Raw genomic sequence first — 20,213 nt, 5'->3', positions numbered from 1 at the left:
CTATCGAGGAGGTAACGGGGTAACCCCGGTTTTACCGGGCCCCGACCCTGCCGCCCTTGTCCCGGTGCAACGCAAAAAACAGCGGCTCAAAGCCCCGGCAATCCATCATACCGAGCAGGAGGTCAGGGGTGACCCTCCGGAACGAGTCAATAATGGGCTGCCGGTCATAGATCATCGACATGGTAGGCACACCCCGGCAGGTAAGCGTCCGCAAGCGCGCAGTGGGTTTATCCGTCGCCATGGCGCGATAGCCCAGCCGGAACAGCAACCGGACGGGGCCCAGCCGTTGCAGGCGGGCTGTAAGGCCGAGGGCAAGAATGTCCTGCTGTTGCGCGGCGTTTCGGTCGCCATATGCTGGTGATCGGCCGCGTGCTCGCCAGCACAACCACTCCCGCCGCCGCGCTGGTCCATTGGGATCGTTCCTTCCACAAGCTCGGTAGCTAAGGGCGGCAACCCCGGCAGGGTCGCCCATGTCGCCACCGCTCAAACCGTCTCGGCTGTGTCCTCGCTGCTCTCGCTCAGCCGATCATCGGTGAACTGCGACCACACCGCCATAAACAGCGCCGCAACCAGTGGCCCCAGCACAAAGCCGTTTGCCCCAAACAAGGACAAACCCCCGATGGTGGAAATCAGCACCACATAGTCAGGCAGCCTGGTTTCGCGGCCCACAAGCACGGGCCGCAGGAAGTTGTCGATCATGCTGATCACCAGCGCACCAACAAGGACGAGGATGATTGCCTTGGTGATCTCGCCGGTCAGGCCGAGATAAACAGCAAACGGCGCCCAAACCAGAAAGGCGCCAACCGCCGGCAGCAGCGACAGCACCGCCATCACCACGCCCCAAAGAAGCGGCGCTTCGATGCCAAGCAACCAGAACGTAACCCCACCAATCCCACCCTGGGCAAGGGCGATCAGCACATTGCCCCGCACCGTCGCCTTGACCACCGAAACGAACTTGGCGGCAATGTCGTCGGTCCGGGTGCGGTCAAGGGGAACTGAGTTGCGGATCATCAGCACCAGGGACCGGCCATCCCGGAACAAAAAGAACAACAGGTAAAGCATAATCGCCAGGCCAATAACGAACTGCAGCGTGCCTTGCCCGATGCCAAGGGCGCCGCTTGCAATGGTTTGGCCGGTGTTGGAAAGGGCTGAAAGCACACCGTCCTGGATCTCGCGCAGATTGCCCAGATTCATGTCGGCCAGGGCCTTGTTGGCAAAATCAGGCAAAACCGCTTGTACCTGCGCCAAGGCATCGGCGAGGCTAAAATCGCTTTCTTGGAGCCGCCGGATCAAGGACGAGACTTCAATCGAGAAGGACGCAATGACCAGGCTGGCCGGGATCAAAACCACGCATATACAGGCCAGTACGCTGACCACGGCCGCAAGGCTGCGCCGGCCACCGAACCAAACGCTCAAGCGCCGCTGCAGCGGATTAAACAGGATGGCCAGGATCACCGCCCACAAAATGGCGCTGTAATAGGGCAGGAGCAGCCAAACAAAGGCTGCAGTGATCGCGACCACCAAGGCCACGAAGCTGATGTTTTGAATGCCTTGTCTCGACATCGATGGAGCCCTTTTCGGTTCGCCTTCCGCAGCTGCTGCCAAGAGCGTGCGTACTGAACCCCCGAGGCGCCAGCTTCGATCCCCAGCAGTTGAGGTCCTTCACCGCGAGCTGGGCGCGGGGCTTGCTCGCCCGCCCTCATTGTGGCTGCAATGGACGCACACCGCCGTTACGGGTAGCCTCCGCCCATGATCTCGCAACCCGACCTTTTCGGCTCGCCTGGGCCGATGCTCCCTGAGGGCTTCCGCTATTTCCCCGAGGCCATCCCGCCTGCCATGCAGGAGGAGGTCCTCGGGCAGGTGCGGCAACTGCAGTTCCAGGCCTTCGACTTCCATGGCTTTGAGGGCAAGCGCCGGGTGGTTTCCTTTGGCTGGCGCTATGATTTCTCGACCGAGCGGCTGGCGCGGACTGACCCTATTCCCCCTTTCCTTTTGCCGCTGCGCGATCAGGCGGCGGCCTTTGCCGGCATCGAGCCGGACCGGCTGCAACAGGTTCTCGTCACCGAATATGGGCCGGGTGCACCCATCGGCTGGCACAAGGACAAGGCCGTCTTCGGATCGATCGTGGGGGTATCGTTGCTGTCGGCCTGCACCTTCAGGCTCCGGCGCAGGGCGGGCGCCAAATGGGAGCGCGTCTCGATCACCGCCGAGCCCGGCTCGGCCTATCTGCTCTCGGGCGCGGCCCGGACCGAATGGGAGCACTCCATTCCACCCGTGGAGCAAACCCGGTTTTCCCTCACCTTCCGCGAGCTGCGCAACCAGCCCTAGCAGCCCATCGCAACAACAAAGGGGCAGGTCTTGCCTGCCCCTTCCTGTCTTATTCGGCCGCAACAGCCGGCGCGCTGGCCGCCGCTGGCGCAATGGGCTCATCAACCCCGATGCGCTTGGGCTTGGCCCGCACCAGTTTCATGATGAACACGAACAGCACCGGCACAAACAGCACTGCCAGCAGCGTGGCGGCGATCATGCCGCCCAGCACCGTCGTGCCGATGGCGTTTTGGCTCGAGGAGCTGGCGCCCGTGGCGATCGCCAGCGGCACCACGCCAAGGGTAAAGGCCAGCGAGGTCATGATGATCGGCCGGAACCGCAGATGGGCCGCCTCGATCGTGGCCTCCAGCAACGGCTTGCCCTCGGCCCAGCTATCCTTGGCGAACTCGATGATCAGGATCGCGTTCTTGGCGGAAAGGCCGATAATGGTGATGAGGCCCACGGTGAAATACACGTCGCTCGCCATGCCGCGCAGCATCACGGCAAGCACCGACCCGATCACCCCCAGCGGCACCACCAGCATCACCGACAGCGGGATCGACCAGCTCTCATAGAGTGCGGCCAGCAGCAGGAACACAAAGGCCACGGTCAGGGCCATCAGGAACATGCTTTGCGAGCCCGACTGGATTTCCTGGAGGGTCTGGCCCGTCCATTCAAAACCAAAGCCGGCCGGCAACTGGGCGGCAAGCCGCTCCATCTCGGCAATGGCATCGCCCGAGGTAAAGCCCGGGGCCGCCGAGCCCGCGATGCGCACCGCCGGATAGCCATTATAGCCCACGATCTGCGCCGGCCCCAGCCGCCAATCGGCCTTGGCAAAGGTCGACAGCGGCACCATGCCCCCGTTGGAATTGCGCACGGTGAGGTTGAGCAGATCGCTCACATCCATGCGCTGCCCGGCATCGGCCTGCACCGTCACGCGCTGCATGCGCCCCGCATTGGGGAAGTCGTTCACATAGGCCGACCCCAGATTGGTGGAGATGGTCGAGCTGATATCGGCAAAGCTGACGCCAAAGGTATTGGCCTTTTCACGATCCACGATCAAATTGATCTGCGCCGTGTTGGGCATGCCCTCGACGCGCAATCCCCGCAGCACCGGGCTTTGCGACGCCAGCCCCATCAACTGCTGACCGGCGGCGGCAAGCGCCGCCTGTCCCTGCGATCCACGATCCTGCAAGCGGAAGGTGAACCCGTTTGAGGTCCCGAGCCCGGCAATGGGCGGGGGCGACAGCGCAAACGAGATGGAGTCGCGCAGGCCGAACAACTGGCCATTGACCCGATTGGCGATGGCGTCGGCGGAGTTGTTTTCGTCGCGCTCCTTCCAATCCTTGAGCGTGATGAAAGCCAGGCCCGCATTGTCGCCGGCGCCCGAAAAGCTGAAGCCGTTGATGGCAATAATGTCTTCCACCGCGTCTTCGGCGAGGAAAATGCCTTCCACCTGCTTGGTGATCTCGGCCATGCGGTTATTGCTGGCCCCTGGAGGCGCCTGCATGTCGGCGATCAAAAAGCCCTGGTCTTCACTGGGCAAAAACGAGGTGGGCAATTGCATATAGGCCCAGCCCAGCCCGACAATCAGCGCCAGGTAGATCACCATGAACCGGCCGGTGCGCCGCACCATCCAACCCACGCCCTTGGAATAACCGCCCGTCGCGCGGTTGAAGGTGCGATTGAACCAGCCAAAGGGCCCGCGCTTTTCGTGGTGCCCCGGCTTGATCGGCTTGAGCAGCGTCGCGCACAGCGCCGGGGTCAGCGACAAGGCCAGAATGCCCGAAAAGATGATCGAGATCACCATGGTCAGGCTGAACTGCTGGTAGATCACGCCCACCGCGCCCGACGTAAACGCCAGCGGCACGAACACGGCCGACAGCACCAGCGTGATGCCGATAATGGCACCCGAGATCTGCTTCATCGCCTTGCGCGTGGCCTGGAGGGGCGGCAGCCCTTCCTCGGCCATGATGCGCTCGACATTTTCCACCACGACGATCGCGTCGTCCACGAGAATGCCGATGGCGAGCACCATGGCAAACATGGTCAGCACATTGATGGAAAAACCCGCCGCCAGCATCACCGCGCAGGTGCCCGCCAGCGCCACCGGCACCACCAGGGTCGGAATCAGCGTGTAGCGGAAGCTTTGCAGGAAAATGAACATCACCACAAAGACCAGCGCCATGGCCTCGATCAGGGTGTGGATCACCTTTTCGATCGAGACTTCAACGAAGGGCGCGGTGTTGTAGGGGATGCGGTATTCGACCCCCGGGGGGAAGAACTGGGCGAGTTCTTCCATCTTGTGTTCCACCGCTTCGGCGGTCGCCATGGCATTGCCGCTGGGTGCCAACTGCACGGCAAAGGCCGCCGCCTGTTGGCCGTTGATACGGGTGGAAAAGCCATAGCTTTCCGCCCCGATCTCGATCCGCGCCACATCGCGCAGCCGCACCGAAGAGCCATCAGGATTGGCGCGCAACACGATCGAGCCAAAAGCCTCGGGCGTCGACAATTGCCCGCTCACCAGGACGCTGGCGGAAATCTGCTGCGTCAGCGGATTGGGCTGCGCCCCGATCCGGCCGGCGGCCACCTGGGCGTTCTGGCTGGCAATCGCCGCGGTCACATCGGCCGAGGTCAGGTTCAACCCCAGCATCTTGTCGGGGTCGAGCCAAACGCGCATGGCGCGCTGCGAAGCAAACACCTGCGCCCGGCCAACGCCTTCGATGCGGGCGATTTCGCTGGTCACATTGCGGCTGAGATAATCGCCCAGCCCCACGGCATCCATCTTGCCGTCGGTGGACACGAGCGCCACCATCATCAAAAAGCCCGAACTGGCTTCCTGCACCTGCACGCCCAGCCGGGTCACGATCTGGGGCAGCCGGGATTCCACCCGCCTCACCGCGTTCTGCACGTCAATCGACGCGTTGGCCAGCTCGGTGCCGGTCTCGAAAGTGGCATTGATCGTGATCATGCCCGACGCATCGGACGTCGATTCAAAATAGATCAGCCCCTCGACGCCATTGAGCTCGTCCTCGAGCGGGCGCGTTACGCTCTGGTAGATTTCTTCGGGCGAAGCGCCGGGATAGGTGGCGTAAACCGAGACCTGGGGCGGCGCCACATTGGGATATTGCGCCACTGGCAGATTGGGGATGGCGAGCACGCCGGCCACCACGATGAAAATCGCGACGACCCAGGCGAAAACCGGCCGCTCAATAAAAAACCCAGCCATATCAGTCCTCAGTTCGCCTTGGCGGCGTCAGCCACCGGCGCTTGCCATTCTTGCGGGTTGACCGTCGCGCCCGGCCCGATCTTCTGGAAGCCCTCCACCACGACCTTGTCGCCGACCTCAAGACCCTGCGCGATGAGGTAGCGGTTGCCGAGCGAGCGGCCGACCTGCACCACCCGCAGCTGCGCAACATTGTCTTCGCCCACCACGTAAACCTGCGAATTGCCACCGGCATCGCGCAGCAGCGATTGCTGCGGCACGGTGATCGCATCCTGGTCGAACGCCTGTTCGATCAGCACGCGCACATAAAGCCCGGGCAACAGATCGCCATCGGGATTGGGTATCTCGGCCCGCATCGTCACCTGGCCAGTGCTGGCATCCACCGCCGCTTCCTGGAACAGCAGCTTGCCCTCATGGGGATATTGGCTGCCATCATCGAGCTTGAGCGTGACCCTGGCTGCGTCCTCGCCGGCGCTGACCAGCGTGCCATCTTCCAGCGCACGGCGCAGGGCGATGAGTTCGCCCGAGGACTGGGTGAAATCGGCATAAACCGGATCGAACTGCTGGATGGTCGCGAGGCTCTCGGGGCTATTGGCCGTGACCAGCGCCCCTTCGGTGATCAAGGCCCGCCCGATGCGCCCGCTGATCGGCGCACGCACTTCGGTATATTCGAGATTAAGCCGGGCACCCGCCAGATTGGCTTCGGCCGCCGCAACATTGGCATTGGCCTGCGCCAGCGCGGCCGTTGCGCTTTCCAGCACCTGCTGGCTGGCCACATTTCGCTCGCGCAGCGTATTTTGCCGCTCGGCCTGCTGGCTCGCCTGCAACTGCCCCGCCTTGGCGCTGGCCAGGTTGGCCTCGGCACTCGCGACCTGCGCCGCAAAGCTGGCTGGATCAATGCGGTACAGCACATCGCCCCGTTCCACCTGGCTGCCCTGCTCGAACACCCGCTCGACGACAATCCCCGACACCCGCGGCCGCACCTCGGCGATCCGGGTGGGCACGATGCGGCCGGGCAACTCATTGACCAGCGCCACCCGCTCGGGCTTGACCGTCAAAACGCTCACCCCGGCCGGCGGCATCGCCGGCGGAGCCGCCGCTTCAGATTGTCCATCAGCATCGCTGCAAGCGGCAAGAACGGCTACCAGCCCGATGGCCAAGGCGGCCCCGGATACGCGTTTCACAAAGTTCACGGGAGTTGTAGTCCTGATTGGTCAGATGATGGTGGTGGATGGGGTTCAGTGGGGGTCGAGATCGTCCAGCTGCGCCAGCTTGCCGATCTCGGCGAGCAGCTCCTGCCGCTCGCCATCGGGCCAGCTATGGGTGCCAAACCATTCGAGCGAGCGCATGCCCTCAAGCGCGAGGAATGCCAGCCGCGCGCCCGCCGTGGCGCCGGGGGCTGAAACCGCCTGGATCTCGCGTTCATAGTGTTCGCTGATGACCTTGGTGAGCTCCAGATCATTGGTAAGCGAGGCGCAAAGATTGCGCGCCACGGCTCGCTGTTCTTGCGGCAGGGCGGCCATTGTCAGTTCCACATGGGCGGCAATGCGCCCTGAGGCGCCCTGGACCGGCTGATCCAGTTCGGCTTGGTCGAGCATGCGCTGCCATTCGTTGAAACGGCGTTTGACAATGAGGCGGATCAGGTCCTGCTTGCTGCCGCAATCGCGCACGACGCTGCCCTTGCTGATCCCCGCCTCCACCGCGACGTCCTCAAGGGTGAAATTGGCCGCGCCATTCTGGGCGATGACGCGTTCGGCCGCGTCGAGGATGGTGTTTTCCTCGATAGTCCTGTGGCGCGCCATGACCAACCCCGATTAATTCCTGAACAGTCAGCTATTATTGCTTGCGGACCCTGTCAAGCGTAGCGCCGCGCGTTTGGTTACCGCGGGCAAAGCAGCGCCACACCACCCCGCCACCGCCACCAAGCTCCCACCCGCATTCGCGCCGGCGCTTGATATCCGTCAGCCGCGCCGCTCGCCCTATTGCTAGAAATGAACTGCAATTGGCGTGGTCCGGCCGCTTCCGGCCGTCCTCACCGCGAGCGGAACACGGGAGCTTGGGGTGCAATCGAGGGGGTGGGGCACAGCTGTCATTTTAGCCGTTGCCCTCCCCGGCTGCGCCCGCGTCCCTCACGCCCCATCCGTGCCCATATTCGGCTCCTATTTTCCCGCCTGGGTGATCTGCGCCGTAGCCGGCATCATCATTGCGGTGGTCGTGCGCGCCCTCTTCATTCTTCTCCACATTGATCAAAACCTGCCCGCCCCGCCCCTGGTTTATCTCTGCTTGTCGATCAGCGCCGGCATCGGCTGCTGGCTCCTCTGGTCGGGATATCTGTGATGCTGGCAAAGATCTTCGGCAGATTGGTCGGCTATGCCATCTTCATCCTCACCGCCGGGATGATTTATCTGGCCTGGAGCGAGGGCGCCGCCAATCCAAGCTCGGATTTCGCCGAGATCGATGCGCCCCTCGTGCAGATTTCCCCCAATGTGCCGGGCCGCATCATCGAGATCCCGGTCAGCAACAACGCCGCCGTCAGCAAAGGCGATACCCTGTTCCAGATCGATCCGGAGCCTTACCGGTTGCGACTTGAACAAGCCCAGGCCGAGCTGCGCGCCACTCAATCCGAACTCGCCCAGGGCGAGCGCAACATTTCGGCCGAACAAGCCAATGCCGATGTCACCCAAAAACAGATCGAACGCGCCCAGTACAATTCGGACCTCGCCAAGCAGACCCTTGACCGGCTCGAGCCCCTGCTCAAGCGCGGCTTTGTCACGGCCCAGCAGGTCGATGAAGCCCGCACCGCCTACAACGATTCCCTGGTGAGCCTCGAGCAGGCACTTCAGCAATCCCAAGGCGCCACCGAGGTGATCGGCACGGTGGAAACGCGGCAAGCCCAGGTCGAAACCGCCACCGCCACCGTGGCCCTGGCGGAACGGGACCTCGCCAACACCACCGTGCGCGCGCCCATCGACGGCATCATCTCGGGCCTCACCATGGCGCCAGGCGAATATGTGCTGACCGGCGTGCCCGCCTTTGCCATGATCGACACCTCCAAATGGGAAGCGGTGGCGTTTTTCCGCGAAACCGAACTGCCCAATATCTCTCTCGGCGATGAGGCCGATGTCTACATCATGGCCGATGCCGAGTTGAGTGTGCGCGCCACGGTCACGGCGATCGGTTGGGGCGTTCGCTCCACCGATGAAACCACCATTCTGGGGCTACCCGTGCTGTCCAATTCACTTAATTGGGTAAAGGTGGCCAAGCGTTTCCCGGTTTATCTGGAAATGCATGAGCCGCCCTCCTCACTGCTGCGCGTCGGGGCGTCGGCAGTTGTTGTCGTGGACAGACCTTCGGATCGCCGCGATGCTCCCCGTCAGCCCTAGGCCCAGGCTTGGCGACGTCTTGATCGAAGAACTGCGCCCCCATCAAGGGCGGCTTGGCGCGTCCCTGCGCACCGCGCTCTGCTGCGTGATCGTCGTGGTGCTCTCCATGAGCCAACAGGTGCCCGAAGCGGCCTTGTCCTGCTATCTCGTGTTCTTTGCCAGCCGCAACAATGCTGCCAGCGGCATCGTCATTGCCTTGGCCCTCATCATGGCCGCAAGCGTCGGCATCGCGCTCGGCGTCCTGGTGCTCGACATCGCGGCCGACGAACCCATGGTGCGCCTCGCGCTCGTTGCGGCCTTCACCTTTGGCGGCATGTATTTCTCCGTCGCCACCTCCGCCGGCTCCATTGCTGCCACGGTCGGTTTCGTCTTCGCTTTTGTGCTCACCCTAAACGATTTCGTACCCATTCCGGGCCTGCTGGTCCGCGGGCTGAGCTGGATGTGGGTTGTGGTGTTCTTCCCTATGGCGACCCTGGTTCTGGTCAATGCTCTGATCGGTCCCAATCCCAACACCATGGTGCGCCACGCCATTGGCAAGCGCCTGCGCACCGGCGCCAGGGCGCTGCGCGGCGATGCCGGGGCGGGCGCTGTAGCCCTGGCTCTCCTGTCCGAAGAACCCGAGGAAGGCGATAAACTGGCTTCCCCCATCCAGCTGGCCGCCCTGCTAGGGTATGCGAGGCCAGCCGAAGCCGCGCGCCTTGGCGCGACCCTGCCCGCCAGCGAAAACCTGCTCCTCGCCACGCTCGGTGCGCCCCTAGATCCCGCGCTCGCCGCCGATCTCGACCGCCTTGCCACTCTGATCGAAACCCGAGCCCCCCACCGGGGCAGCTGGCAACCCAAGGCCTCCTCCCCCGCCACCCAGCCGCTGGCCGAGGCTGCCGACCGGCTGGCCGATCTCTGGAGCGGGGGCACGCCCCTGCCGCCCAGCCCCGAACCCAGCCTCGAGCTAAGGGCCGACACCTTCACCAACCCCGCCTATCTGCACTTCGCGCTCAAGACCACGCTCGCGGTCTTTATCACCTATGCCATCTACACCGCCCGCGACTGGTTCGAAGTGCATACCGCCATGATCACCTGCTTTTACGTGGCGCTCGGCACCACCGGCGAAACCCTGCACAAAGCCACCCTGCGCATCATCGGCTGCCTCATCGGCGCCGCCATGGGCGTTGGCAGCATCCTCTTTCTCATGCCGCACATGACCGATATCGGCCAGCTCATGCTGCTGGTGGGCGTCTGCAGCTTCATTGCCGCCTGGGTCGCCAATGGCTCGAGCCTGATCCAATATGCCGGCTGGCAGATGGCGCTGGCCTTTTTCCTCTGCACCCTGCACGGCTTTGGCCCCTCGCTCGATGTCGGGGTCGCCACCAATCGCGTTCTGGGCATCCTGATCGGCAATGTGGTGGTGGCCATTGTCTTTCTCTCGTTCTGGCCCACCAGCGTTGCCAGCGTCATCGCCGGCCATCTCTCCCATGCCCTCCAAAGCCTCGCCACGGCCCTCCGGCGCCCCACGCCCGGCGCGGCCGAGCCGGCCACCGAAATTGCCGAAGCCCACCGCCTCACCCTGATCTCGGTGTTCGAGCCAGCATGGCTGCGCCTCAGCTCGCCCGTCCTGCCCCATGTCGCCACCCTTCTCGAGGCGAGCCAGCGCGCCGTGCCCGAAATCGCGCGGCTGCAACTGCTGCGCCAGACCGGGCGCTTCCTGCGTGGCGCCCCGCGCAGTGTCAAAGCAGCAACGCTGGCGCAGGAAGCGTCTGTGGGCGGGTTTTTAAAGACTGCCGCCGATGCTATCCTCGAGCCTGCCCCGGAGGCCCGGACCATGCTCGACCAGTCGTTGCATCAAGCCTTCCAGTCGCTGCATCGCCTCGAGCGGCTGGAGCGCAAGGCGCCTCGCCGGGCCCGCTGGCGCGCCGACCTGGAGGGCGCCATCCACTCCTATCGAAAATTGCTGCTTGGTTTTGCTCGAACGCTCGAGGCAATCTAATGCTTGTGCACCGGCTCCCCCACGTCCTGGCTGTTCTGCTGATGGGGGTGGGGCTCGCCAGCTGCTCTCCCTCCTCCCTCAATCTCGCGCCCGCCAGCGCCACCACGCCCTATAATGGCGTTGCGGGCATGCCGGCGCTGGACAAGGGCACGCGGAACTTCGCCGCCGCGCCCGATCCCAGCATGCCCATCGTGGTGACGACGCCCACGCTCAATTCCTCCACCACCTACAGCCTGCCCCAGCTCATCAACATCGCCCAGCTCGCCAGCCCCGCCACCCGCGCCGCCTGGCAGCGGGCGCGCGAAGCGGCCGCCGCGACCGGGGTGGCCGAAGCCACCTATCTGCCCGTGCTGTCAGCCGATGTTTTAGCCGGTTTTGCCGCCACCTCCACTACCGCCCCGGGCCTGCAAACCGAAATCCTCGACGTCCCCATCGACATCCCCAACGGCACCATCACCACCTCAGGCGTGCAAGTGGTGCCCGCGCTCGCCATCGAATGGCTCCTGTTCGACTTCGGCTCGCGCGACGCAGCGCTGGCCAGCGCGCAACAGCTGTCCTTTGCCGCCAATCTCGGCTTCACCCTCGCCCACCAGAAGCTGATCTACGATGTCAGCAACGCTTATTACCAATACAACGCCGCCCGGGCGCAGACGCGGATCAATCGCGAAGCCCTCGACAATGTCAAAGTTGTCCTCGCCGCCGCCGAGGCCAAGCTGAAACAGGGCCTCGCTACCACAATGGAGGTCGCTCAGGCCAAGCAGCAGGTGGCCCAGGCCGAGTTCGACCTCACCCAGGCCGTCGGCCAGGAGCGGAGCACACAATCCATGTTGCTGGGGGCCATGGGCGTGTCGCCCCTCACCAACATCAAGGTGCAGGACATCAGCAACAAGCCGCTGCCGAGCAAGCTGCCCGCCAATCTTGACCGGCTGATCATCGCGTCGCTACAGCGCCGCCCCGATGTCCAGGCAGCCTTTGCCCAGATGAAAGCCAGCGAACAGGGCATCCTCGCCGCCCAGGCCAATTTCATGCCCAAAGTGGCGCTGACGGGCAATCTCAGCGCCGTTCTCGGCAGCTATTCGGTGGATGACAGCCGCTTTGATGCCGATGCCTCGCTCACCGTCGCCCAACCCAATGCCGCCGTGCTGCTGGGGCTCAGCCTGCCCATCTTTGATGGCGGCCTGCGCGACAGCCAGCTCCAATCGGCGCAAGCCAATGCCGCCGCTTCCGCAGCCGATTTCAACCGCCTGCAAAGCACCGCGGCCCAGGAGATCGTTGTCGCCTATGACGTGCTGCGCACCAGCCTTTCGGGCTATGCCGCCGCAACTCAGCTCGTCAACGCCGCCCGCACCAACAACGACGCCGCGGTGGAATATTACAGCACCGGCATCGGCACCCTGCCCGAAACCAGCGTGTCCCAGGCGGGGCTGCTCAAGGCGCAATATGCCCAGGCCCAGGCGCGCAGCAATGCGTTTTCCGCCGCCGCGGCCCTCGCCTTTGCCACGGGAACCTTGACCAGCGCGCATGGTCTTTAATGCCGGCGCTGCTCGCTGCCCCGCCTGGCGGCGGCCGCTAAAATAAACGACGATTGCTCATGCTGTGCCCAAGCAACCGGCAAGACTATTTCCCGTTTATCGGAACGTCCCCGCGGGGCCACCGTTGCTTCTGCTTGGCTAACACAAGGAGTGCCAAGCATGTTCATGCGCGTCGATCGCCTCATAACCGAGCTGCCGCCCCCCAAAAAGCAGGATCCCAATGCTGCGGCCGCACTGCAGGAACTGCTGGGTGGCAAATATGGCGAAATGTCCACCCTCGGGAACTACATGTTCCAAAGCTTCAACTTCCGCAGCAAGGACAAGCTGCGCCCCTTTTATAGCCTTGTCGCCTCGATCACCGCCGAAGAACTCGCCCATGTGGAGCTCGTGAGCAATGGCGTGGCCATGCTCAACAACGGCCCCGAAAAGCCGGGCGGCGATGCCGGCCCTGGTGGCGATATTTCCAAGTCGCCCTTCGAGGCCATGCAGGATATCCGCCTTGCGGCGGCGTTCCTTTCCAATGGCGGTGGCGCCACGCCGGTCAACTCCAATGGCGTTAGCTGGAACAATGATTTCATCACCACCACCGGCAATCTGATCTTTGATCTCTTGCACAATTTCCATCTCGAATGCGGCGCGCGCCTCCACAAGCTGCGCGTATACGAAACCCTGAGCGCTGACGACGCCACGGGCCGGGAAGTGTGCGGCTATCTGCTGGTGCGCGGTTCGGTGCACGCTCATTCCTATGCGCTGGCGCTCAAGAAGCTCACCGGCGTCGAGATCGAAAAGATGCTGCCAACGCCCAATATCCCGTTGGCCAAGATCCCGGAATGCCAGAAATACCTGGACGAAGGCTCACATCGCCGCCTCTACACCTGGAGCCAGAACGACTACAAGGACATCTCGGGCATCTGGTCCAATGACGAAGTCGCCCTGCCCGGCGATCCTCCCGGCCCGCTTGAGGTCGTTGAAGGCATGCCCAATGGCGGCAAGATGCAGCAGCTCCAGGGCGTCCCATCGGCTTTCACCCCCGATTATGCCCCCGAGGAATTCTACGAAATCGCCGCCAAGCTCTACCAGGCTTCGCGCTGATCCCATCGGGGCGGCTTCGGCCGCCCCGCTCCCCGCCACTCAGCCATTGAGTATCTTGGCCATGGATTGGCCGATCTGCCCGCCGGCATAAGCATCGCCGTAATCGGCCCGCGTCTTTTCCGCCAGCGCCGCCAGACTGGGCTCCGCCGCCACCCGCCGCGACAGCGCCAACGTCCGCGGCGCCGTATCCGCCAGCAACGCCTCGATCCGGCTGAACCGGTCCGCCACCGTGGTCCAGAGCGTTGCCGTGATCACATCGGCAATCCCCGGCCCCTCCCCGCCCAGCAGCAAGCCGGCGTCCTCGGTCAGGCCGTGGCGGCTGCCCAGTTCCTCCCACAGCGTCATCCACTTGGCAAAGCGCGGCACATGCTCGTGCCAGCGCACCTCGTTCCACATCTCCATGCCCCCTTGCAGGGTCAGCTCGTCGATCACGTCATTGGCGTCGTTGACCACTTTCATGGTCAGGGCGCGCAGTTCGGCCGTCGGCGGCATCAGCCCGAGCGTTTCCCCGAGATAAAGAATAATCGCGGGCATCTGCGACACGGCAAAGCCGTTGCCATTGTCGATCAACACCGGCGGGCCCATGAACGGCACCGGCATCTGGGCGACCGGTCCCCCCATCAGCCCCGCAATCGCGCCATCATCGGTTTCTGTCCAGCTCTTGCCGGCAAAGGCCAGCACTGCTCGCACGAACTGGCCGCGAAACGGCACTGACCAGTATAGGAGCTCATAATCGGCCACGATCCCTCTCCTCATGCTTGGGAAGGAACCAACGAAGCCGTGCCCGGCGGCGTTCCCGTTTGACCGGTCGCCCCTAGAACTTGCCCGACTTGATGAAATCCACAAAAGCGCGCAGCGGCGCTGGCACCAGCCGACGGCCGGGATAATACAAAAACGGCCCGCTAAAGCTCGACCACCATGGCTCCAGCACCGGCACCAGTTTTCCCCGCTCGAAATGGGGCCGCAACCAATCCTCGAACAGCGCGACGATGCCCATGCCCGCAATCGCGGTATCGATCGCCAGCTCCATCGCTGCCCCGGCCTGCACGATCAGCGGACCCTTGGGCTCGATGCTGACCCGCTCCCCATCGCGCTCGAAATCCCAGGCAAACAGCGCCCCGCTCGGAAATCGGCCCTGGGAACAGGCATGTTCGAGCAACTCGCGCGGATGGGTGGGCGTGCCCCGTTGCGCGAGATAAGCCGGCGCGGCTCCCAGGCCAAAGCGCTGCACCCGCGGCCCGATCGGCACCGCGATCATGTCCTGCGCCAGCTTTTCTTCATAGCGGATGCCGGCATCGCACCCGGTTGCCAGAAGGTCCACAAAGCTTTCATCGGCCACGATCTCGACCCGGATCTCGGGATAGGCAGCCAGGAACGGGGGGATGATGGCGGGCAGCACCGTGCGCGTGGCGCTGACCGGCACATTGAGCCGCAGCGTGCCCATCGGGCGCTCGCGATGCACGTTGACCACGTCTACCGCCAGCGCAATCTCCTGCAGCGCGGGCGCAAGCCGCGCCAGCAGGTCGCGCCCCGCTTCGGTGGGTCCGACGCTGCGGGTGGTGCGATTAAGCAGCCGCACGCCCATTTGCGTTTCGAGGCGCCGCACCGCGTCGCTCAGCCCCGAAGGGCTGCGGCCCAGCTCCCGCGCAGCATCACGAAAGCCTCCGGCGCGCGCCACTACCGCAAAGGCACTGAGGTCATTGAGGTCGAAATCCACTGTTCGCCCTTCCGCACAGCCCGTGCGGATTGTGGGGCGTTATCAGGCCAATCGGCAAGCCCTATCTTGGTGCGACAACTGGAGAATGATCATGTCCACAATCGAAATTGCCGGCACCTATCCCCTTGGCGACCGTCCCGTGAAGCGCCTCGGCTTTGGCGCCATGCAACTCGCCGGCCCGCATGTATTCGGGCCCCCGCGTGATCCCGACGCTGCCCGGGCTGTTCTGCGCGAAGCCATTGCGGCCGGGGTCAACCACATCGACACCAGCGACTTCTATGGCCCCCATGTCACCAACCAGCTGATCCGCGAAGCGCTCGCGCCCTACCCTGCCGACCTCGTCATCACCACCAAGATCGGCGCGGTGCGCGGCGCCGATGCCTCCTGGCTGCCGGCATTCTCGGCGACCGCCCTTGCCCAGGCGGTGGACGACAACCGGCGCAATCTTGGGCTGGATGTGCTCGACGTGGTCAATCTGCGCATCATGTTCGGCATGGGCCCGACTGAAGGCTCGATCGAAGCCCCGCTCACCGCTCTGCTCGAACTGCAAAGCCGTGGCCTCGTGCGGCATGTCGGGCTGAGCAATGTCACCGCGGCCCAGGTTGCCGAAGGGTGCAAGCTCGCGTACATTGTTTGCGTGCAGAACCAGTACAATCTCGCCCATCGCGAGGATGATGCGCTGATCGACGAACTCGCCGCCGCTGGCATCGCTTATGTGCCGTTCTTTCCGCTAGGCGGCATTTCCCCGCTGCAGTCGGCGACGCTGTCGAACGTGGCCGAGCGCCTCGGCGCCACCCCGATGCAGGTGGCCCTCGCCTGGCTGCTCCGCCGCTCACCCAATATTTTGTTGATCCCCGGCACGTCCTCGGTGGCCCATCTCCGGGAAAATCTCGCCACCGCGCAACTTGAACTCTCCGCGGACGATATGGAGGAACTCAACAGCATCGCCGCTCCCGCTGCAGCGTCGTAACCCGCTTTGCAGCCTTGGCCGGCCATGCGCTCCTCCAACGCAGGGCCGGCCGGCAGGGCCCTAGCGCAGCGGGTTCTCGCGCCGCCAGGCCTCGTATTCTTCCTGGGCATCGGGATGGAGCGGGTAATAGCGCTGCAGCGATTCCCCGGCCATCAGCTTCATGCGCGAGAATTCCTCCCATTCGGCATGCTTCTGGCCGTCCTCGATCACCTGCTGGGCCATCGACACCGGCACCACCACCGCGCCATCGTCATCGCCCACGATGATATCGCCCGGCACCACGGTCACCCCGCCACAGGCAATGGTGACATTGACCGCATAGGGATAGATATCGGTCTGCACATGGTAATTGGGCGACCAGCCCTTGAGCCAGAGTGCGAGGTCGAGCTTTTCCACATTGGGTCGGTCGCGCATCACCCCGTCGATGATGATGCCCGCGCCCCCGCGGCCCTTGAAATAGGTGGACATCATGTCCCCGAAAATGCCCGAGCGCATGTCGCCGCGCGCATCCACCACCACCACATCGCCATCCTGCACATGATAGAGCACATGCCGGTGCAGCTGCGTTTCGGGATCGGCATATTCGCCTTCGCTAAAGAGGTCCGGTCGCTGCGGCAGGCATTGCAGCGTCAGCGCCGGCCCACAGATCACCTTGCCCTTGGTCTGGGGCAGGATGCCGGTCATATGCGGGTTGCGGAACCCCATATGCCCCAGCGTGCCGGCAATGGTCGCCGCGCCCAGCCCGCGCAAGCCCTCGATCAATTCCTTTGCCGGCCGTTGAATCTCGGCGCCACTCGTCATTCGTCTTTCCTCCACTTTGGCCGGCCGCTTACCAGTTGGTCACCGAACCATCTCGGCGCCGCAGATGCGGCGCTTCCCAGAACTCAAAACTCTGCCGCGCCAGGAGGTCTTCATTGACCTCCACCCCCAGCCCCGGCGCATCGCTGACCCGGTAAACCGCGCCCTCCAGCTGCGGCTGCACCGGAAAGAAGTCGGCGTTGTTAAAGCCCAACCCGCGTTCGGGCTCCCGGGTCTCGAGCCAGGCAAAATTGGGCACGGCCGCCGCGAAGTGCACGGTCGCGGCTGTGCAGACCGGCCCCAGCGGGTTATGCGGCATCAGGTCGACATAATGGGCCTCGCTCCAGCCAGCGACCTTCATCGCCTCGGTCAGCCCGCCGACATTGCACACATCAAGCCGATTAAACTGGTGAATGCCCCGCTCGATATAGGGCAGTAATTGCCACTTGCTGGAAAACTCCTCGCCAATGGCGAAGGGAATATCGGTCATCCCGCGCAGCGATTCGTAGGCCTCGGGCGTCTCGTCACGGATGGGCTCCTCGAGAAAATCGAGCACGCCCCTGTCAAGCTTGTTGCAAAAGCTCGCCGCTTCCGCGACCGACAGGCGGTGGTGATAATCGATCCCCAGCACCACGGCGTCGCCCAAGGCCTCGCGGGCCCGGTTAAGCAGGCGCGCCGTGCTGGCAATGGATTGGCGGGGCTCGAAAATGTCGCGGCTGTCTTGCCCGATGGGGAAGAAGCGGATCGCGTCGAACCCCATTTCCATCAGCTCAACGGCCCGCTCGATCGCCCCCTCCCCGGCACTGTCGCCGGTGGAGGCGAAAGTGGGGATCACGTCGCGCTGCTTGCCCCCCAGCAACTGATAGACCGGCACGCCCAGCGCCTTGCCCTTGATGTCATGGAGCGCAATGTCGATGGCCGAAATCGCGGCCTGCAGCACCCGCCCGCCCTCGAAATACTGGCTGCGATACATTTCCTGCCAGATCCGGCCGATCTGCATCGCGTCCTGCCCGACGAGGAACTCGCGGTAATGCTCGACCGCCCCGGCCACGGCCTTTTCGCGCCCGGTAAGGCCACTTTCACCCCAGCCAAAGATCCCGCCATCGGTTTCGATCTTGAGCAGGAACTGGTTGCGGATACCCACGCGCACGGCAAAGGGCGTAATGGCAGTGATCTTGAGCTGGAACGGCATGAGCAGGGGTAATCCGGATTATGCCGAGCGCAGCGCCATTTCGGTTTGCCCATCGAACAGATGCATGCGCTCCTGGTCGAATTCGAGCCAGACCTGCTCGTCGGGCGCGACCTGCACCGTGGGTGGCAGGCTGATATTGACGATCGAGCTCGCGACGAACGCCTGCACAAAGGTGATGTCCCCGGTGGGCTCCACCGTATACACCCGCGCCGGCACCGCCCCGTCCACCGCCGATTTGTGCAGCCGGATGGTCGAGTGCCGCGCCCCCAGCACCACTTTGCGCGAACTGGCGCCCGCAACCTTGCGCGCATTGGCCTCCGAAAGCGGCATGTGCCAGCCCTCGGCGCTGGTCAGCACCGTTTGCCCATTGGCACTGCTGGCTTCCAGCGGCACCAGACTCATCGCCGGGCTGCCGATAAAGCTCGCGACGAACATATTGACCGGATGGGCAAAGACCTGCGCCGGCGTATCATATTGCTGCAGCAGTCCCCCGTTCATGACAGCCATCTTGTCGGCCATGGTCACGGCCTCGAGCTGGTCATGGGTCACATAAATGATGGTCGCCCCCAGATCCTGGTGGAAGCGCTTGATTTCCGAGCGCATCTGCACGCGCAGCTTGGCATCGAGATTGGACAGCGGCTCGTCCATCAGAAACACCGCCGGGTCGCGCACCAGCGCCCGCCCCAGCGCCACGCGCTGCTGCTGCCCGCCCGACAGTTCGCGCGGCTTGCGCTCGAGGAGATGGGTGATGTCGAGCACCTTGGCCGCCGCATTGACCTTGGCCTCGATCTCGGCCTTGGGGAGCTTCCTCATCTGCAGGGGGAAGGCGAGGTTCTGGAACACGCTTTTTTGCGGATAAAGCGCATAGTTCTGGAACACCATGGCGATGTCCCGGTCCTTGGGGTCGAGATCGTTGACCACCCGGTCTCCGATCACGATATCCCCCGAGGTGATCGGGATCAGCCCCGCCACGAGATTGAGCGTCGTCGTCTTGCCGCAACCGGACGGGCCGACCAGGGCGACGAACTCGCCATCATTAACTGTCAGGGACACGTCCTTGGCCGCGTAAACCGAGCCATAGGTCTTGACGAGATCCTTGAGAACCACCTGAGCCATGGGGCAACTTTCTAGTGTTTGACCGCGCCTTCGGTGAGCGCACGCACGAAATATTTCTGGAGCACGAGGAACAGCACCACCACCGGCACGCTCATCATGAAGCTTGCCGCCATCAGGCCCGGGAAATCGGTGGTGTTTTCCGAAAAGAACCGCTGGATGCCGACGGGCAGGGTCAGTTGGTCATTCCGGGTAAGGAAGGTCGCGGCATAGATGTATTCGTTCCACGCCCCGATAAAGGAATAGATCGCGGTGGCGATGATCCCCGGCGCCGAAAGAGGCATGACGATGAGGAGGAACGCCTGGAAGCGCGTGGCCCCATCGATCCGCGCCGCCTGCTCGAGTTGGACGGGGATGTTGTCGTAAAATCCCTTGAGCAGCCAGATCGCCAGCGGCAGCCCGAAGGTCAGGTAAGTCAGGATCAGCGAGCCATGGGTGTTCACCAGCCCCAGCACCCGCATCAGGATGAAGAGGGGCACGAGGAAAATCACCGCTGGGAACATGTTGCGCAGCAGCACCGCGAAAAACAGGAATTTTCGCCCGGGAAAGCTGAAGCGCGAGAAGGCATAGGCGGCCGGCACCGCCACCACCACCGCCATGATCGTGGTGCAGACCGAAACAAAGAGGCTATTCCAGAAAAAGCGCAGGAAATCCTGCCCCACGCTGTTTTGCGGATCGAGCAGCTTCTGGTAGCTCGCCAGCGTCGGCTCGCTCGGCCACCATTGCGGGGGGAACTGCATGGCGGCAAAGCCCGATTTAATCGAGGTCAGCAGCATCCAGATCATGGGCAATGCGGTGTAAACCAGCATGAAGCCGAGAAAGATGCGCCCTGCCCAGCGCCAGCCATCGATCTTCTTGCGCCCACGCCGGGCGGTAATTGCGGTGCGGCCGGATGAGGCAGC

Annotated in this window: 18 protein-coding genes; 7 read left to right on the top strand and 11 right to left on the bottom strand. The window is 63.8% G+C overall.

Features of this window, described 5'->3' with window-relative positions:
- Positions 1–31 precede the first annotated feature (31 nt).
- Both AC3YOG_RS05250 and AC3YOG_RS05245 read right to left on the bottom strand, forming a co-directional pair.
- Positions 32–241, bottom strand: a complete 210-nt coding sequence (locus AC3YOG_RS05250) for a DUF4334 domain-containing protein (RefSeq protein WP_489934330.1) — start codon at positions 239–241, stop codon at positions 32–34.
- A 242-nt stretch (positions 242–483) separates the two neighbouring features.
- Positions 484–1,563: an AI-2E family transporter gene (locus tag AC3YOG_RS05245; RefSeq protein WP_489934329.1), complete on the bottom strand. Its 1,080-nt coding sequence runs from the start codon at positions 1,561–1,563 to the stop codon at positions 484–486.
- 186 nt (positions 1,564–1,749) lie between these two features.
- On the opposite strand from AC3YOG_RS05245, the gene AC3YOG_RS05240 reads away from it, so the two are divergent.
- Positions 1,750–2,328: an alpha-ketoglutarate-dependent dioxygenase AlkB gene (locus tag AC3YOG_RS05240; protein ID WP_489934328.1), complete on the top strand. Its 579-nt coding sequence runs from the start codon at positions 1,750–1,752 to the stop codon at positions 2,326–2,328.
- Positions 2,329–2,377: 49 nt separating this feature from the next.
- Here the strand turns inward: AC3YOG_RS05240 and AC3YOG_RS05235 are convergent, their stop codons facing one another.
- Genes AC3YOG_RS05235 through AC3YOG_RS05225 form a run of 3 tightly spaced genes read right to left on the bottom strand, consistent with a single transcriptional unit; the run spans position 2,378 to position 7,335 of the window.
- Entirely contained in the window at positions 2,378–5,536 is a 3,159-nt protein-coding gene (locus AC3YOG_RS05235) for a multidrug efflux RND transporter permease subunit (RefSeq protein WP_489889611.1), read from the bottom strand.
- Positions 5,537–5,544: 8 nt separating this feature from the next.
- A complete protein-coding gene (locus tag AC3YOG_RS05230; RefSeq protein ID WP_489934327.1) occupies positions 5,545–6,726 on the bottom strand; it encodes an efflux RND transporter periplasmic adaptor subunit in 1,182 nt (393 codons plus the stop codon).
- A gap of 45 nt (positions 6,727–6,771) precedes the next feature.
- A complete protein-coding gene (locus AC3YOG_RS05225) occupies positions 6,772–7,335 on the bottom strand; it encodes a TetR/AcrR family transcriptional regulator (protein ID WP_127754854.1) in 564 nt (187 codons plus the stop codon).
- 340 nt (positions 7,336–7,675) lie between these two features.
- Between AC3YOG_RS05225 and AC3YOG_RS05220 the strand changes: the two genes are divergently transcribed.
- The 5 genes from AC3YOG_RS05220 to AC3YOG_RS05200 all read left to right on the top strand — a co-directional run bounded on the left by AC3YOG_RS05220 (position 7,676) and on the right by AC3YOG_RS05200 (position 13,521).
- A complete protein-coding gene (locus AC3YOG_RS05220; protein ID WP_349236651.1) occupies positions 7,676–7,870 on the top strand; it encodes a YtcA family lipoprotein in 195 nt (64 codons plus the stop codon).
- Positions 7,870–8,916, top strand: coding sequence for a multidrug transporter subunit MdtN (gene mdtN / locus AC3YOG_RS05215; RefSeq protein ID WP_489934326.1), 1,047 nt, complete (start codon positions 7,870–7,872; stop codon positions 8,914–8,916). Before AC3YOG_RS05220 ends, mdtN begins: the two co-directional genes overlap by 1 nt.
- A gap of 19 nt (positions 8,917–8,935) precedes the next feature.
- Positions 8,936–10,897 (top strand): FUSC family protein, encoded by a 1,962-nt coding sequence (locus AC3YOG_RS05210; RefSeq protein WP_489934325.1) that lies wholly within the window; start codon positions 8,936–8,938, stop codon positions 10,895–10,897.
- Complete coding sequence (locus AC3YOG_RS05205) at positions 10,897–12,429, top strand: TolC family protein (protein ID WP_489889608.1); 1,533 nt, start codon at positions 10,897–10,899, stop codon at positions 12,427–12,429. The genes AC3YOG_RS05210 and AC3YOG_RS05205 overlap by 1 nt, the downstream gene beginning before the upstream one ends.
- Before the next feature lie 159 nt (positions 12,430–12,588).
- Positions 12,589–13,521 carry a manganese catalase family protein gene (locus tag AC3YOG_RS05200; protein ID WP_127754859.1) on the top strand — a complete coding sequence of 311 codons (933 nt, stop codon included), beginning with the start codon at positions 12,589–12,591 and terminating at the stop codon, positions 13,519–13,521.
- A gap of 39 nt (positions 13,522–13,560) precedes the next feature.
- Here AC3YOG_RS05200 and gst read toward each other — a convergent pair whose 3' ends face one another.
- Both gst and AC3YOG_RS05190 read right to left on the bottom strand, forming a co-directional pair.
- The gene (gene gst, locus AC3YOG_RS05195; RefSeq protein WP_489934324.1) at positions 13,561–14,262 is read right to left on the bottom strand and encodes a glutathione transferase, Atu5508 family; all 702 of its coding nucleotides are present in this window, start codon (positions 14,260–14,262) and stop codon (positions 13,561–13,563) included.
- A 73-nt stretch (positions 14,263–14,335) separates the two neighbouring features.
- A complete protein-coding gene (locus tag AC3YOG_RS05190) occupies positions 14,336–15,238 on the bottom strand; it encodes a LysR family transcriptional regulator (protein WP_489934323.1) in 903 nt (300 codons plus the stop codon).
- Positions 15,239–15,329: 91 nt separating this feature from the next.
- Here AC3YOG_RS05190 and AC3YOG_RS05185 point away from each other — a divergent pair, with 91 nt between their 5' ends.
- Positions 15,330–16,208: an aldo/keto reductase family oxidoreductase gene (locus tag AC3YOG_RS05185; RefSeq protein ID WP_489934322.1), complete on the top strand. Its 879-nt coding sequence runs from the start codon at positions 15,330–15,332 to the stop codon at positions 16,206–16,208.
- A 60-nt stretch (positions 16,209–16,268) separates the two neighbouring features.
- Here the strand turns inward: AC3YOG_RS05185 and AC3YOG_RS05180 are convergent, their stop codons facing one another.
- From AC3YOG_RS05180 to AC3YOG_RS05165, 4 genes are read right to left on the bottom strand one after another with little or no spacing between them, the layout of a single operon-like run.
- On the bottom strand, positions 16,269–17,009 hold the full coding sequence (locus tag AC3YOG_RS05180) for a ribonuclease activity regulator RraA (protein ID WP_489934321.1): 741 nt from the start codon (positions 17,007–17,009) through the stop codon (positions 16,269–16,271).
- A 28-nt stretch (positions 17,010–17,037) separates the two neighbouring features.
- The gene (locus tag AC3YOG_RS05175; RefSeq protein WP_489934320.1) at positions 17,038–18,198 is read right to left on the bottom strand and encodes a mandelate racemase/muconate lactonizing enzyme family protein; all 1,161 of its coding nucleotides are present in this window, start codon (positions 18,196–18,198) and stop codon (positions 17,038–17,040) included.
- Between the two features lie 18 nt (positions 18,199–18,216).
- Positions 18,217–19,314 (bottom strand): ABC transporter ATP-binding protein, encoded by a 1,098-nt coding sequence (locus AC3YOG_RS05170; RefSeq protein ID WP_489934319.1) that lies wholly within the window; start codon positions 19,312–19,314, stop codon positions 18,217–18,219.
- An 11-nt stretch (positions 19,315–19,325) separates the two neighbouring features.
- Complete coding sequence (locus AC3YOG_RS05165) at positions 19,326–20,120, bottom strand: carbohydrate ABC transporter permease (protein WP_210258578.1); 795 nt, start codon at positions 20,118–20,120, stop codon at positions 19,326–19,328.
- Between the last annotated feature and the right edge of the window lie 93 nt (positions 20,121–20,213).

The organism is Devosia sp. Z6_126 (assembly GCF_058133495.1).
The sequence above is the reverse complement of the archived record's forward strand: the minus strand, read 5'-3'. Positions and strand labels throughout refer to the sequence as shown.

Bases quoted from the DNA above. Each gene is read 5' to 3' on its own strand.
- AC3YOG_RS05250 (WP_489934330.1), bottom strand. From the start codon at position 241: ATGGCGACGGATAAACCCACTGCGCGCTTGCGGACGCTTACCTGCCGG.
- AC3YOG_RS05245 (WP_489934329.1), bottom strand. From the start codon at position 1,563: ATGTCGAGACAAGGCATTCAAAACATCAGCTTCGTGGCCTTGGTGGTC.
- AC3YOG_RS05240 (WP_489934328.1), top strand. From the start codon at position 1,750: ATGATCTCGCAACCCGACCTTTTCGGCTCGCCTGGGCCGATGCTCCCT.
- AC3YOG_RS05235 (WP_489889611.1), bottom strand. From the start codon at position 5,536: ATGGCTGGGTTTTTTATTGAGCGGCCGGTTTTCGCCTGGGTCGTCGCG.
- AC3YOG_RS05225 (WP_127754854.1), bottom strand. From the start codon at position 7,335: ATGGCGCGCCACAGGACTATCGAGGAAAACACCATCCTCGACGCGGCC.
- mdtN (WP_489934326.1), top strand. From the start codon at position 7,870: ATGCTGGCAAAGATCTTCGGCAGATTGGTCGGCTATGCCATCTTCATC.
- AC3YOG_RS05205 (WP_489889608.1), top strand. From the start codon at position 10,897: ATGCTTGTGCACCGGCTCCCCCACGTCCTGGCTGTTCTGCTGATGGGG.
- AC3YOG_RS05200 (WP_127754859.1), top strand. From the start codon at position 12,589: ATGTTCATGCGCGTCGATCGCCTCATAACCGAGCTGCCGCCCCCCAAA.
- AC3YOG_RS05185 (WP_489934322.1), top strand. From the start codon at position 15,330: ATGTCCACAATCGAAATTGCCGGCACCTATCCCCTTGGCGACCGTCCC.
- AC3YOG_RS05180 (WP_489934321.1), bottom strand. From the start codon at position 17,009: ATGACGAGTGGCGCCGAGATTCAACGGCCGGCAAAGGAATTGATCGAG.
- AC3YOG_RS05175 (WP_489934320.1), bottom strand. From the start codon at position 18,198: ATGCCGTTCCAGCTCAAGATCACTGCCATTACGCCCTTTGCCGTGCGC.
- AC3YOG_RS05170 (WP_489934319.1), bottom strand. From the start codon at position 19,314: ATGGCTCAGGTGGTTCTCAAGGATCTCGTCAAGACCTATGGCTCGGTT.
- AC3YOG_RS05165 (WP_210258578.1), bottom strand. From the start codon at position 20,120: ATGCTGGTTTACACCGCATTGCCCATGATCTGGATGCTGCTGACCTCG.